Origin of the sequence: Aeromonas sp. Y289-2 (assembly GCF_027705925.1) — a bacterium.
GTDB lineage: Bacteria > Pseudomonadota > Gammaproteobacteria > Enterobacterales > Aeromonadaceae > Aeromonas > Aeromonas veronii.
This window is the reverse complement of sequence record NZ_JAPDCH010000001.1, coordinates 176,732-191,458: the sequence shown is the minus strand read 5'-3', so window position 1 is coordinate 191,458 and position 14,727 is coordinate 176,732. Positions and strand designations below refer to the sequence as shown.

General features: G+C 59.6%; 10 protein-coding genes. 7 read left to right on the top strand and 3 right to left on the bottom strand.

From position 1 onward, the window contains the following. Positions 1-40: 40 nt before the first annotated feature. Complete coding sequence (locus OKC43_RS00850) at positions 41-778, bottom strand: isochorismatase family protein (RefSeq protein WP_041210334.1); 738 nt, start codon at positions 776-778, stop codon at positions 41-43. 192 nt (positions 779-970) lie between these two features. Between OKC43_RS00850 and OKC43_RS00845 the strand changes: the two genes are divergently transcribed. Further along, positions 971-1,906 carry a LysR substrate-binding domain-containing protein gene (locus tag OKC43_RS00845; RefSeq protein ID WP_270803707.1) on the top strand — a complete coding sequence of 312 codons (936 nt, stop codon included), beginning with the start codon at positions 971-973 and terminating at the stop codon, positions 1,904-1,906. Positions 1,907-1,912: 6 nt separating this feature from the next. Here the strand turns inward: OKC43_RS00845 and OKC43_RS00840 are convergent, their stop codons facing one another. Beyond that, positions 1,913-2,821, bottom strand: coding sequence for a LysR substrate-binding domain-containing protein (locus OKC43_RS00840; RefSeq protein WP_270803706.1), 909 nt, complete (start codon positions 2,819-2,821; stop codon positions 1,913-1,915). Between the two features lie 276 nt (positions 2,822-3,097). Between OKC43_RS00840 and metE the strand changes: the two genes are divergently transcribed. Both metE and OKC43_RS00830 read left to right on the top strand, forming a co-directional pair. Next, entirely contained in the window at positions 3,098-5,362 is a 2,265-nt protein-coding gene (gene metE / locus OKC43_RS00835; protein ID WP_270658728.1) for a 5-methyltetrahydropteroyltriglutamate--homocysteine S-methyltransferase, read from the top strand. Between the two features lie 176 nt (positions 5,363-5,538). Next, a complete protein-coding gene (locus OKC43_RS00830) occupies positions 5,539-6,288 on the top strand; it encodes a substrate-binding periplasmic protein (RefSeq protein WP_270658729.1) in 750 nt (249 codons plus the stop codon). 36 nt (positions 6,289-6,324) lie between these two features. Here the strand turns inward: OKC43_RS00830 and OKC43_RS00825 are convergent, their stop codons facing one another. Next, the gene (locus OKC43_RS00825; protein WP_123172914.1) at positions 6,325-7,188 is read right to left on the bottom strand and encodes a LysR family transcriptional regulator; all 864 of its coding nucleotides are present in this window, start codon (positions 7,186-7,188) and stop codon (positions 6,325-6,327) included. A gap of 166 nt (positions 7,189-7,354) precedes the next feature. Between OKC43_RS00825 and OKC43_RS00820 the strand changes: the two genes are divergently transcribed. From OKC43_RS00820 to pflB, 4 genes are all read left to right on the top strand, one after another. Further along, complete coding sequence (locus OKC43_RS00820; protein WP_021231363.1) at positions 7,355-8,788, top strand: glycoside hydrolase family 1 protein; 1,434 nt, start codon at positions 7,355-7,357, stop codon at positions 8,786-8,788. Positions 8,789-8,981: 193 nt separating this feature from the next. Further along, the gene (ycaO, locus tag OKC43_RS00815) at positions 8,982-10,742 is read left to right on the top strand and encodes a 30S ribosomal protein S12 methylthiotransferase accessory factor YcaO (protein ID WP_270658731.1); all 1,761 of its coding nucleotides are present in this window, start codon (positions 8,982-8,984) and stop codon (positions 10,740-10,742) included. Between the two features lie 381 nt (positions 10,743-11,123). Then, entirely contained in the window at positions 11,124-11,972 is an 849-nt protein-coding gene (gene focA, locus OKC43_RS00810) for a formate transporter FocA (RefSeq protein ID WP_258720672.1), read from the top strand. 46 nt (positions 11,973-12,018) lie between these two features. Then, positions 12,019-14,301, top strand: coding sequence for a formate C-acetyltransferase (pflB, locus tag OKC43_RS00805; RefSeq protein WP_005352571.1), 2,283 nt, complete (start codon positions 12,019-12,021; stop codon positions 14,299-14,301). The last annotated feature ends 426 nt before the right edge of the window (positions 14,302-14,727 follow it).

The window sequence follows — 14,727 nt, the reverse complement described above, 5'->3', positions numbered from 1 at the left end:
CAAAAGATGCCTTCGGTCATCTGACCGAAGGCGGGGCGAGTTACGACTTCTTGGCACCCTCTTGCATCTGCCACACCAGGGTGGCGAAAGGCATGTCGAGGGCGCTGTAGACATCGTGCGCCTTGGGGTCGACGTTGCTGCGCAGCATCTCGACCGCAGCGGAGGCGTAGTCGGTGACCGGGATACCGGCCCCCAGCAAGCGTTGCAGCCCAGTGGTGCGCTTGGCTTCGTTGAAGGTGCCGGAGGCATCGAGCACCACCCGGGCATCATAGCCAGCAGCCTTGGCAGAGAGGGCCGGGAAGCTGGCGCAGATCTCGAGGGATACCCCGGCGATGATCAGCTGTTTGCGGCCGGTCTTCTCAATGGCGGCGCGCACGGCGGGATCGTCCCAGGCGTTGATGACGGTGCGGTTGATCACTTTCACATCCGGCAGGGCACTGGTCAGTTCGGGCATGGTGGGGCCCCACATGCCATCGGGCATGGTAGCGGTCACGATCACCGGCACGCCGAGGGCGCGGGCGGCGTTGGCCAGCGCCACCACGTTGTGCTTGAGCTCGCCCACCGTGGTGTCGCGCACGCCGCTGAGCAAGCCGACCTGATGGTCGACCAGCAGCAGTACTGCATTGTCTCGGGAGAGCATCTCCAGATAGCGGTTGGGTGATACGGTCGGATGGCTGGCAGCCTCGGCGGCCATGGCCGGTGTCGCTGTGGTGGCCAGCGTGGCGGTCAGGGTCGCCAGACCGAGCAGGGTGGCAGAGCAGATTTGTCGCAGTTTCATGGTGAACTCCTTGTGATATCGGAACAGTCAAACGGACCTTGCTGGTGGGGCGGATTGCCCGTGCAGCAACCGTCTGATGGGGACAGGGCCATTATGATGGCTGCAAAAATGGCGACAATCTGGTGAAATAGGTTCTTATCGTTCTATTGCTGGAACGATGTGAATGCACCTCACCCTGACCAAGGCTGCCCGATGACACCACTGGAACTTGATTTGAATGATCTCTATCTCTTCACCCATGTGGTGCAGCGACAGGGATTCACTGCCGCCGCGCGGGCGCTTGGCGTGCCCAAGTCGCGGATCTCGCGCCGGATCCGGCTGCTGGAGGAGCGGCTGGATACCCGGCTGCTGCAACGTACCTCGCGCCAACTCAGCCTGACCGATGCCGGTGAGGTGCTCTATCGCCACTGTCAGGCGATGCTGGCCGAGGCGCAGGCGGGAGAGGCGGCTGTGCTGCAACGGCAGCAGGAGCCGAGCGGTCTGGTGCGGATCAGCGTGCCCATTACCATGGCCGATGCGCTGCTTGCCCGCTTGCTGCCCGCTTTCATGGCCCAATACCCCAAGGTGAGGCTCGCCGTGCAAGCCAGCAATCGGCAGGTGGATCTCCTGGAGGAGGGGCTGGATGTGGTGATCCGCGGGGTGGCCTTTGAGCAGCCCCCCTCCAGTTTGGTGCAGGTGCCGCTCTGTACGGTGCAGTGGGGCGTGCTGGCGACCCCGGCGTGGCTCTCGCGCCACAATGCGCTGGCGCATCCACGCCAGCTGGAAGGAGAGGATGCCCTGCTCTTCAGCTCGCTGGAGCGTCAGGCCGATCTGTTGCGGCTGCGGCACGACAGTGGGGAGAGTGAGGAGGTGGCGGTCAATGTGCTGCTGCGCAGCGACAATGTGCAAACCCTCAAACAGGCGGCGCTGGCGGGGCTCGGGATGGTGGGCTTGCCACTTTACGCCTGCGTGAGTGAGTTGGCGGATGGGCGGCTGCAACAACTGCTGCCCGAGTGGCGTCCCAAAGATGGCAAGCTGGTGATGCTCTATCCCGCGCGGCGCGGTCTGTCACCGGCGGTCAGGGCCCTCATCGACTTTATCAAGGCGCAGTTGCCTGCACTGCTGGCAGAGGTCGGTCAGCCACGCTGAGGAGGGCTATCCCTCCATCTTGCGGCGAATGCGCTCGAACAGGCTCTGCAGGCAGGCTTGATCCCGATCGGCGGCCCGCACCGCGCCGTACATATGGCGACGGATACCGCTGCCGAGGGGGCGGGCGCAGAGCATCCCCTGTCTGACAAACTCGTCGCTGGCCCAGCGTGGCAAGGCGGCGACGCCGAGGCCGGCGGCGGCCATCTGCAGCATCACCGAGGTGTTGTCCACCGGCTTGCAGCGGGCGGGCTCCACCCCGGCGGGTTGCAAAAAGCGGCTGAAGATATCCATGCGGCTGCGCTCCACCGGATAGACCAGCAGCACCTCCGCCCCCAGATCGCCCGGCTCGATGCGACTCTGGTGGCAGAGGGGATGATCCGGCGCCATCACCAGAGTCAGATCGAAGGCAAACAGCGGCTCGAAGTGGAGATCGCCGCGGGCCTGCACATCCGAGGTGAGCAGCAGATCGAGCTGGCCGCCTAGCAGGGCATTGATGGCATCAAAGCCCGGCACCGACTCCACCTCCAGATCCACCCCAGGCCACTGGCGGCGAAAATCTGGCAATAGCGGCAGCAGCCACTGGATGCAGCTGTGGCAATCGAGCGCCAGATGCAGCCTGCCCGCATCGCCGCTCTGCAAGGCCTGCAACTGCTTCTCGGTCTGGGCCAGGGCGGGCAGTACCTGACGGGCGAGGGCGAGCAGTTGGCTGCCGGCTGCGGTCAGCACCAGCGGGCGGCTTTTGCGCAGGTAGAGCTCCAGATTGAGGCGGGTCTCCAGCTCTTTGAGCTGGTGGGAGAGGGCGGACTGGGTAAGGTTGAGGGTCAGCGCCGCACCGGCCAGCGAGCCCTGCTCGGCCAGCGCGGTCAATGTTTTCAAGTGTTTGATCTCTATCCCTGCATTGCTTGGCACTGCCATAAGATGGCTCCTTGTGAGATTGCGTATGGCGCTGAGGATGCGGTCGGCGGTGGCCTGTTGCGCTTCTTGACTCCGGCACCTCTTGCACCTGTAAACATCGGCCTCTGTATCCTCGCGGTGAACCTGATTGGCGGTCAGTTGAGGATTATTTGAGAGCCACTTGAAGAGGATTCAATAGCCAGCGTCACCTTATCTTGTCATTTTGGATGTGTAAACATCTGGATGGCTAAATCATCCAGTTTCCCATCAGATGAATGAGCATAAGGAAATGAACCTATGACACGAGCACACACCCTGGGCTTCCCCCGTATCGGCGCCAAGCGCGAGCTGAAATTTGCCCTCGAATCCTACTGGCGTGGCGAGACCACTCAGGCCGAACTCGTTGCCGTGGGCAAGACGCTGCGTGAGCGCCATTGGCAGGCCCAGCACGGCGCTGGGGTCAATCTGCTGCCGGTGGGCGACTTTGCCTGGTACGATCAGGTGCTCGGTACCAGCCTGCTGGTGGATGCAGTGCCTGCCCGCCACCGCCATGGCGAGACCGATCTCGACACCCTGTTCCGGGTGGCCCGCGGCCGTGCGCCGACCGGCCCGGCGGCGGCCGCCGCCGAGATGACCAAATGGTTCAACACCAACTATCACTATCTGGTGCCGGAATTCAGCCGTGATCAGCGCTTCAAGCTGGGCTGGAGCCAGCTGTTTGACGAGGTAGAAGAGGCCAAAGCACTGGGGCTGCCGGTCAAGGCAGTACTGCTGGGACCGGTCTCTTATCTGTGGCTCGGCAAGGAGAAAGAGAGCGGCTTCTCCCGCCTTGAACTGCTCGATCGCCTGCTCATCGTCTATCAGGAGATCCTGGCCAAACTGGCCGCCCAAGGAGTGGAGTGGGTGCAGATCGACGAACCTGCGCTGACGCTGGACTTGCCAGACGAGTGGCGGCTGGCCTACCTCAACGCCTACGAGCGCCTCGCGGGCTCCTGCAAGCTGCTGCTCACCACCTATTTCGGTTCGGTTGCCCATCAGCGCGACATTATCACCAGCCTGAAAGTGGATGGCCTGCATCTGGATCTGGTTGCCGCCCCCGAGCAGCTGGAGACCCTGGTGCCGCATCTGCCCGCCCAGTGGGTCATCTCCGCCGGGGTGATCAACGGCCGCAACGTCTGGCGTGCCAATCTGGCCAAGCTGGCGCCGACTCTGAAGGCACTGAAAGCCAAACTCGGCGAGCGGCTCTGGGTGGCCTCATCCTGCTCATTGCTGCATAGCCCGGTGGATTTGACCCTGGAGCAGGAGCTGGATCCCCAGACCCGCAGCTGGTTCGCCTTCGCCTTGCAAAAATGTTTCGAGCTGGGACTGCTCAGAGAGTATCTGGATGGGGGCGAGCTCGACAAAATCACCGCCTACAGCCAGCCCATCGTGGATCGGGAGTCCGACAGCCGGGTGCACAAAAAAGTGGTGCAGTCACGGCTCGCCAGCCTCACCAACAGCGATTTTGATCGCCACAGCCCCTATCCGGTCAGGGCCGAGCTGCAGCGCTCGGATCTCAAGCTGCCGCTGCTGCCCACCACTACCATCGGCTCTTTCCCGCAGACCTCGCAGATCCGGGTATTGCGGCAGGATTGGCGCGCCGGTCGCATCGACGACAGCGCCTACGAGGCTGGCATTAAGGCCGAGATCCGCGATGCCATCGCGCGTCAGGAGGCCATCGGGCTGGATGTGCTGGTACATGGCGAGGCCGAGCGCAATGACATGGTGGAGTATTTCGGTGAGCTGCTGGATGGCTTTGCCATCACCCGCTTCGGCTGGGTACAGAGCTATGGCTCACGCTGCGTCAAGCCGCCGGTGATCACCCGTGACATCGACCGCCCGACCCCCATGACGCTCGAATGGACCCGATTTGCCCAGAGCCTGACCGACAAGCCGGTGAAGGGGATGCTGACTGGCCCTGTGACCATCCTCTGCTGGTCCTTCCCGCGGGAAGACGTGAGCCGCGAGCAATCTGCCCTGCAAATCGGGCTGGCCATTCGTGACGAGGTGGCAGATCTGGAATCCGCCGGCATCAAGATCATCCAGATCGACGAACCGGCGATCCGCGAAGGCTTGCCCCTGCGCAAGCAGGATCATCAGGCCTATCTCGACTGGGCGGTGCGCGCCTTCCGTCTGAGCGCAAGCCCGGTGGCGGACCGCACCCAGATCCACACCCACATGTGTTACAGCGATTTCAACCTCATCATCGAGGCGGTGGCGGCGCTGGATGCGGACGTGATCACCATCGAGACCAGCCGCAGCCAGATGCAGCTGCTCGAAGCGTTCGAACGCTTCAACTACCCCAACGAGATTGGCCCGGGCGTCTACGACATCCACTCGCCGAACGTGCCGAGCCAGAGCTGGATTGAGGGGTTGCTGCGCAAGGCCGCCAAACAGATCCCGGCCGAGCGGCTCTGGGTCAACCCGGATTGCGGCCTCAAGACCCGCGGCTGGGAAGAGACAGAGGCCGCCCTCAAGGTGATGGTCGATGCCACCAAGGCGCTGCGGGCCGAGCTGGCGTAACCGGCAAGCCGTGACCGCCATCGGTAAGGTGGCTTGCTGACAAACGAATAAGAGAGGGGAAGCCACTGCTTCCTCTCTCTTTTTTCGTTGGCCACTTTTTCCACTGGATCCTGAACCTTGCCGCAGCCCGCTTTGCACTAGGCTCAGAGTTGGCAGAAGTGGATGGAGTCGCGGCCATGAGAGTCAGTCTGGGGAGCGCAATCCTGTGGGGATTGCTGATGTGGCAGAGTGCATGGGCGGCGCCAGCGGCCGAGTTGAAGATGGTCTACTTTGACGACTTTGCCCCATATTCGTGGCGTGATGAACAGGGCAAGATGCGCGGGCTGATGATCGACGTGATGGATCGGGTGGCGGCACAGATGGGGCTGCTGGTGCACCATGAAGGTTATCCGTGGCAACGGGCGCAAAAACTGGTGCGGATGGCGCAGGCCGATGGTTTTGTCACCATCGCCACTCAGGAGCGGCGCAGCTATACCCTGATTGTGGAAGAGCCGGTCACCACCACTGTGCTAACCATTTTTACCCAGCGTGCCCATCCCCGCATGGCGGAGTTTCAGCGTGCCAGCCGCTTGAGCGACTTCAAATCGCTTACCTTTCTCGACTATTTCGGTAACGGCTGGGGCAAGGAGAACCTGGCGGGCTTCGCCGTTCATCACACCATCAATGTCGATAATGTCTTCAAAATGCTGGCGGCGGGGCGGGGGGATCTGATGGTGACCGACCCACTGGTGGCTCGTTTCAAACTCAACCAGCTGGGATTGTCCGGGCAGGTGGTCGAGGTGCCGCTGCAGCTTGCCTCTACCCCGTTCAATCTCTGCATCGGCAAGCACTCCCGCTTCAATACCCGGATAACCGAGTTCAACCATGCCCTGCAACAGCTGCGACAAAGCGGCGAGTTGGCGCGTATCGTCGAACGCTATCGTTGATGCGCGGCCGCCATCTGCTGTTTGCCAACGGCGTGTCTATCTTGGCGCCATATCGGCGATGGTTGCCCAGAAGGCATCGATCAAGGGCCCCTTGCTGTGGGGCGGACGAATAAGGCCAATGGTCCAGCAGGCTTCCCCATCTCTAAGGGACAGGGTGAGTACATCCGGGTGCTCTATGGTGGTGGAGGAGGGGACCAGGGTCCAGGCGATCTCGGCTGCCGCGGTGGCGACGCCAGCGGCGAAGTCGTTGACGTACTGGATATCGCGAAAACGCAGCCCGCTCTGGGCCAGATAGTTCATCAGGTGATCGTAAAAGGATGGGGCCTTGTCCCGACGCAGGATCGCCAGCGGTTTGTCCACCAGATCCGCCAACTCCCTCACATCGCGGTAGCTGGCGGGCAGTACGGCGACAAAGTGGGCTTCGACTACCGGCAGGGCGTGCCACCCCTTGGGGGCGGGCAGGCGGCAAAAGCCGAGATCCAGCTTGCCTTCACTCAGCGCCAGCAACTGGTGGTGGGTGGAGAGATCGTTGAGCTCGATGGTCACCTGCGGCCGCTCGGCGCGAAAGCGGGCGATGGCGGCGGGCACCAGGATCTTGGTGGCCACGCCAAAGCCGATGCGCAGGGTGCCGACATTGCCCGCCAGCACGTCGCGGGCGGTGCGCGAGAGTTGCTCGCTCTGGATGACCACAGCGCGGGCATCTTCATACAGCGCCCTGCCCAGTCCGGTGAGGCGAGTGGTACTGGCGTTGCGCTCGAACAGCTCGCCGCCCAGCTCCTCCTCCAGCCGCCTTATCTGTTTGCTCAGGGCCGACTGGGTAACGTGCTGGCGTACCGCCGCCTGGCCGAAGTGCAGTACCTCCCCCAGAGTGACGAAGGCTTTCAGATCCCGTAGCTCCATCAGGGCTCCTTTCATTCCTGTTGGGAATGTTGAGTGGTCATATATGTCATTGGACGGAATTTTAGAAGTGTTGGATGCTTATGCCAATTCATTTCGGGTGCCCAGACAGGGGGCGCCGAGTTATCAGAGATGGTTGACACCATCAGCGCAGAAGGAGCAACACCAGATGCATCACCACAAGTTCAACGACTTCCCGAGCGATTTTCTGTGGGGCGCCGCCTCCGCCGCCTATCAGGTGGAGGGGGGCTGGAATGCCGATGGCAAGGGGCCCTCGGTGTGGGATCTCTTCACCAAGCTGCCGGGCAAGACCTTTGAGGGGAGCAACGGCGATGTGGCGGTGGATCACTACCACCGCATGGAAGAGGACGTGGCGCTGATGGCCGAGATGGGGCTCAAGGCTTACCGCTTCTCGGTGAGCTGGCCGCGCATCTATCCCACCGGTCGGGGGGAGGTGAACGAGGCGGGGCTGGCCTTCTACGAGAAGCTGATCGACACCCTCTTGGCCCACCAGATCGAACCGGTGCTGACCCTTTATCACTGGGATCTGCCGCAGGCGCTGCAGGATGAGTACGGCGGTTGGGAAGACCGACGCATTATCGAGGATTTCGAGCGCTACTGCGTGACCCTCTATCAGCGCTTTGCCGGCAAGGTGAAGTACTGGGTCTCTCTCAACGAGCAGAACTACAACCTGACCAACGCCTATCAGCTCGGCACCCATCCGCCGGCCGTGCAGGATCGCAAGCGCTTCTTTGCCGCCAACCACATCGCGTTTCTGGCCAATGCCCGGGTGATCAAGGCGTTTCGCCAGCATGTGCCAAATGGCCTCATCGGCCCGAGCTTTGCCTACTCCCCTGCCTATCCGGCGTCGTGCGATCCGAAAGATATGCTGGCCTATGAGAACGCCGAGGAGTTCAACAACCTCTGGTGGCTGGATGCCTACTGCTTTGGCCGCTATCCGCAGGCGGCGCTCGCTTACTTGCGGGAAAACGGCGAGGCACCCGAGATCCTGCCGGGCGATATGGAGCTGCTGCGCGAGGGGACGCCCGACTACATCGGCGTCAACTACTACTACACCCTGACCTACACTGATAACCCCTTGGGCGGTCAGACCCTGCAGCGGATCAACACCACCGGCAAGAAAGGCACTACGCCATCGAGCGGCATCCCCGGCCTCTACAAGACAGCGCCCAATCCGCACCTTGAGACCAGCAACTGGGATTGGGCCATCGACCCGACTGGTATGCGCATCGCCCTGCGTCGCCTCTCTTCCCGCTATGGCCTGCCGCTGATGATCACCGAGAACGGTCTTGGCGAGTTCGACAAGCTGGAGGCGGGCGACAAGGTGAACGATGAGTACCGCATCGATTACCTGCGCAGCCACGTCAAGGCGTGCCAGGAGGCGATGCAGGATGGGGTGGAATTGCTCGGCTACTGCGCCTGGTCGTTCACCGACATCCTGAGCTGGCTCAACGGCTACCAGAAGCGTTACGGCTTCGTCTATGTGGAGCGTGACGAGCAGGGGGGATCCCTTCGCCGGATCAAGAAAGCGAGCTTCCACTGGTACAGCCAGGTGATTGCGAGCCAGGGCAAGCAGCTCTGACGATGTATCGCGTCGCGTAACCAGCGGGCCCGGGCAATCCCCGGGCCCGCGCTGTTTGTGGTGGGGGAGAGGGGGCAAGCCGGTTTCTCACCGTGCGACTCATCCCTGTTTGCTGATTTTTGTCCTGCCAAAGCCGCCGACCCCTGCTATTATCTGCGGCCGAACATGAGCCAATAAAAATCAGGATATCGTGATGACTGACCACACTTTTATTCCCGGCAAGGACGCGGCGCTGGAAGACTCCATCGAACGCTTCCAGACCAAGCTGCAAGCCTTGGGCTTTGATATTGAAGAGGCCTCCTGGCTCAACCCCGTGCCGAACGTCTGGTCGGTGCATATTCGCGACAAAGAGTGCGCCCTCTGCTTCACCAACGGCAAGGGTGCCAGCAAGAAGGCGGCCCTCGCGTCTGCCCTTGGCGAATATTTCGAGCGTCTCTCCACCAACTACTTCTTCGCCGACTTCTATCTGGGCGAGCAGGTCGCCAACGGCGATTTCGTTCACTACCCGAACGAAAAGTGGTTCCCCATCGAGGGTGACCAGTTCCCGGCCGGTCTGCTCGACAGCTTCACTCGCAAGTTCTACAACCCGGACGGTGAAGTGACCGCCGACATGCTGGTGGATCTGCAGTCAAACAACGAAGAGCGCGGTATCGTCGCCCTGCCGTTCGAGCGTCAGTCCGATCACGAGACCGTCTACATCCCGATGAACATCATCGGCAACCTCTATGTCTCCAACGGCATGAGCGCTGGCAACACCAAGACCGAAGCGCGCACCCAGGCGCTCTCCGAGGTGTTCGAGCGCCACGTGAAGAACAAGATCATCGCCGAGGCCATCAGCTTGCCGCTGATCCCGGACGAGGTGATTGCCCGTTATCCGGGGATTGCCGCCTCCATCGCCGCCCTCGAAGCGGAAGGCTTCCCCATTTACAGCTTCGATGCCTCCCTCGGTGGCCGTTATCCGGTCATCTGCGTGGTGCTGCTCAACCCGAGCAATGGCACCTGCTTTGCCTCCTTCGGCGCCCACCCGCGCTTCGAAGTGGCCTTCGAGCGGACCGTCACCGAGTTGCTGCAGGGCCGCGGTCTCAAGGAGCTCGACGTATTCGTGCCACCGTCATTCGATAACGAACAGGTGGCGGATCACCACAACCTCGAGACCCACTTCATCGACTCCTCCGGCCTTATCAGCTGGGACCTGTTCAAGCAGGATGCGGACTTCGAGTTTGCCGACTGGGATTTCCGTGGCACCTCGCAGGAGGAGTTTGAGCACCTGATCGGCATCTTCCACGAGCTGGAACAGCCGGTCTATATCGCCGACTACGAGCATCTGGGTGTCTACGCCTGCCGCATTCTGGTGCCGGGCATGTCCGACATCTATCCGGCCGAAGATCTGCTGCTGGCCAACAACAACATGGGCGCCAACCTGCGCGAAGTGATCCTGGCACTGCCATCACTTGATTGGGATGCCGAGCAGTACATGGCGTTGTTTGATCAACTGGATGAAGAGGGGCACGACGAGCGTACCCGTGTACGCGAGCTGCTGGGCATCGCCGCTGCCAAGGGTACCGCGCTGCACACCCTGCGCGTTGGCGAGCTGAAAGCCATGCTGGCGCTGGCCGCCGGTGAGCTGGAGACCGCACTGGATCTCATCGACTGGACCATGGAGTTCAACCAGTCGGTGTTTACTGCCGAGCGTGCCAGCTACTACCGCGCCCTGCGTGCCTGCGTCGAGTTGTTCCTCGACGAGGAGCGGGATCCGGAGCAGTATCGCGCCGTCTTCACCCGCATGTATGGTGAAGAGACGCTGGCACAGGCATGGGCCAACGCCAGTGGCGAAGCTCGCTTCCACGGTCTGGAGGCGGCCGACCTGTCGCTCTCCCAGTTCCCGCTGCACCAGAAGCTGCTGGCGGCCTACGAGAAGCTGCAGAAGGCCAAGCGAGCCCATCACTGGGCGTGATTGTTGCTGTAAAGGAAGGGGCCGTGTGGCCCCTTCTGTTTATCGTGCGGCAAGGCACGGGATTGTTATTCAAAGATGAAATAAAAAACAAAAAATACCCCTAAGGGGGTTGATGGCAGGGCAGGGGATGTGCTGTCGATCTGCAAAGATATCTTGCCAATGCCACATTTCCATGCTCTAGAATAAATTCTTTAAAATCATTGCATTAAAAATGTGATATTTCTGTTTCAGCTGATACCTGGTGTAAAGTGGCGTAGCCATCGCACTAAAATATTTGTAGTAAAATTACAATCGCACTCTGATAAACTTGATCAATGTCAATTTTGGCTATTTGGCCCTTTGTTATGATTTCAACAGGCAAAACATTCAGGTAGAAAATAATTGAAAGCTGAATCTCCATTCGATTGTCTCAAGCCCGAAGCCATCGCTGCACTGGCTGAAGACATCACCTATGCCAAGGCTACCAAGCCGGCATACAAGGTCATTCCACTGGCCATTACCGCAGGCGCTTTCATCGCCATCGCATTTATCTTCTACATCACAGTGACGACCGGAACCGGTACCATGCCTTGGGGTATGGCCAAGTTGGTGGGCGGTCTCTGCTTCTCTCTCGGACTTATTCTCTGTGTGCTGCTCGGTGCCGAGCTGTTCACCTCCACCACCCTGACACTGGTGGCCAAGGCTGCCAATCGCATCAGCTGGGCTCAGCTGCTCAAGAACTGGGGTCTGGTCTACTTCGGCAACCTGATTGGCGGTCTGCTGATGGTGGCGCTGATCATCGTTTCTGCCGAGTACACGGCAGCAGACGGCCAGTGGGGCCTTAACGCCCTCAAAGTGGCCCAACACAAAATTCACCACACCTTCTTTGAAGCGGTGGCGCTGGGTATCCTCTGTAACCTGATGGTATGTCTTGCTGCCTGGATGGCCTTTGGTGCCCGCAGCGCGACTGACAAGGTAGTGGTTATGCTGCTGCCGGTTGCCATGTTCGTTGCCTCAGGTTTCGAGCACAGCATCGCAAACATGTTTATGATTCCGGTTGGTATCGCTATCCACAGCGTGGCTAGTCCGGAATTTTGGCAGGCCATCGGCCAGGATCCGGCAACCTTTGCTGACCTGACCGTATCCAACTTCGTCCTACACAACCTCATCCCCGTGACCATCGGCAATATCATCGGTGGTGGCGTGATGGTTGGTCTGACTTACTGGTTTATCTTCCGTCGTCATCATTAAGGATGATTGCGGGATACTACATCAATACCGTGTGAGGTAATGAAAAATGGCAGAACTTAACGAACAGTTCCAAAAAGCATGGGAAGGCTTCGCGGCCGGTGAATGGCAGACCTCTGTCAACACCCGTGACTTCATCCAGAAGAACTACACCCCGTATGAAGGTGACGAGTCCTTCCTGGCTGGCGCGACCGAAGCGACCACCAAGCTGTGGGACAAGGTCATGGAAGGGATCAAAATCGAGAACCGCACTCATGCGCCGGTTGATTTTGATACTGACCTGCCCTCCACCATTACCGCACACGATGCCGGTTATATCGATCAGAGCCTGGAGCAGATCGTTGGTCTGCAGACTGACAAGCCGCTGAAGCGCGCCATCATCGCCAACGGCGGTATCAAGATGGTTAAAACTTCTTGCGAAGTGTACGGTCGTCAACTGGACCCGATGGTCGAGAAGATCTTCACTGAATACCGCAAGACTCACAACCAGGGCGTGTTTGACGTTTACACCAAAGACATCCTGAACTGCCGCAAGTCTGGTGTTATCACCGGTCTGCCGGATGCCTACGGCCGTGGCCGTATCATCGGTGACTACCGTCGTGTTGCTCTGTACGGTGTTGACTTCCTGATGGCCGACAAACTGGCCCAGTTCAAGTCCCTGCAAGCTGACCTGGAAAACGGCGTCAACCTGGAAGCCACCATCCGTCTGCGCGAAGAGATCTCCGAGCAGCACCGTGCCCTGGCACAGATGAAGGTGATGGCTGCCAAGTACGGTTGCGATATCTCCGTACCGGCCAAGAACGCTAAAGAAGCCGTACAGTGGACCTACTTCGCCTACCTGGCGGCAGTCAAGTCCCAGAACGGTGCAGCCATGTCCTTCGGTCGTACCTCCAGCTTCCTGGACATCTACATCGAGCGTGACCTGCAGAAAGGCCTGATCACCGAGCAAGAAGCCCAGGAGCTGATGGACCACATGGTCATGAAGCTGCGTATGGTTCGCTTCCTGCGTACTCCGGAATACGATTCACTGTTCTCCGGCGACCCGATGTGGGCGACCGAGACCCTGGCTGGTATGGGCGTTGATGGCCGTACTCTGGTCACCAAGAACAGCTTCCGTATGCTGAACACCCTGTACACCATGGGCCCGTCCCCTGAGCCGAACTTGACCATCCTGTGGTCCGAGAAGCTGCCGGTCGGTTTCAAGAAGTACTGTGCCAAGGTATCCATCGAGACCTCTTCCGTTCAGTACGAGAACGACGATCTGATGCGTCCGGATTTCAACAACGATGACTACGCCATCGCTTGCTGTGTATCCCCGATGATCGTTGGTAAGCAGATGCAGTTCTTCGGTGCTCGTGCCAACCTGGCCAAGACCATGCTGTATGCAATCAACGGTGGTATGGACGAGAAGCTCAAGATCCAGGTCGGTCCGAAAACCGAGATGGTCAAGTCTGAGTACCTCGACTACAACGACGTAATGGATCGTCTGGACCACTTCATGGATTGGCTGGCCAAGCAATACGTTGCTGCGCTGAACATCATCCACTACATGCACGACAAGTACAGCTACGAAGCCTCTCTGATGGCGCTGCACGACCGTGACGTATATCGCACCATGGCGTGTGGTATCGCGGGTCTGTCCGTAGCCGCTGACTCCCTGTCTGCCATCAAGTACGCCAAGGTCAAGCCGATTCGTGACGAAGATGGCGTTGCTATCGACTTCGAAATCGAAGGCGAATACCCGCAGTTCGGTAACAACGACGCTCGCGTCGATGATATCGCCTGTGACCTGGTTGAGCGCTTCATGAAGAAGATTCAGAAGCTGAACACCTACCGTGGTGCTGTTGCTACCCAGTCTGTTCTGACCATCACCTCCAACGTGGTATATGGCAAGAAGACCGGTAACACCCCGGATGGCCGTCGTGCTGGTGCTCCGTTCGGCCCGGGTGCAAACCCGATGCACGGTCGTGACCAGAAAGGTGCTGTTGCTTCCCTGACTTCCGTAGCCAAGCTGCCGTTCGCTTACGCTAAAGATGGTATCTCCTATACCTTCTCCATCGTTCCGAACGCACTGGGTAAAGATATGGAAGCCCAGAAAGCCAACCTGGCTGGCCTGATGGACGGTTACTTCCACCACGAATCCAACGTAGAGGGTGGTCAGCACCTGAACGTTAACGTGATGAACCGTGAAATGCTGCTGGACGCCATGGAAAACCCGGAGAAATATCCGCAGTTGACCATCCGCGTATCCGGTTATGCCGTTCGCTTCAACTCTTTGACCAAAGAGCAACAGCAAGACGTCATCACCCGTACCTTCACTGCTTCTCTGTAATCGAGAGATAGTGAGCAAAAACCGGCGCCAAGGCGCCGGTTTTTTTATGCGTGCGATTCAGGGGGAGTAATCATCCCCTGTGAATCGCCCCCAGTTCCATCGCAACCACAACAGTTATTACTGGGGATTTGAAGAGGATCAAGGGGAGGGGCTCACCAGGATTGACCTAGGCACCGTCTGTAATGCGATTATGCTTTATTCGCGCTCTAAGGGGATAGGCGGTTGCTCTGCCTGCCATTGCATCAGTGTTGCTATGGCTCGTGGAACAGCTGATCAGGTTTAAGGGGTGAACAGAGGCGCCATCGCGGGTATCAAGCAATACCCATAAGCCTGTGACTATGGAATCATTCTCTGCCTCTGCCTCTGCCTCTGCCTCTGCCTCTGCCTCTGCCTCTGCCTCTGCCTCTGCCTCTGCCTCTGCCTCTG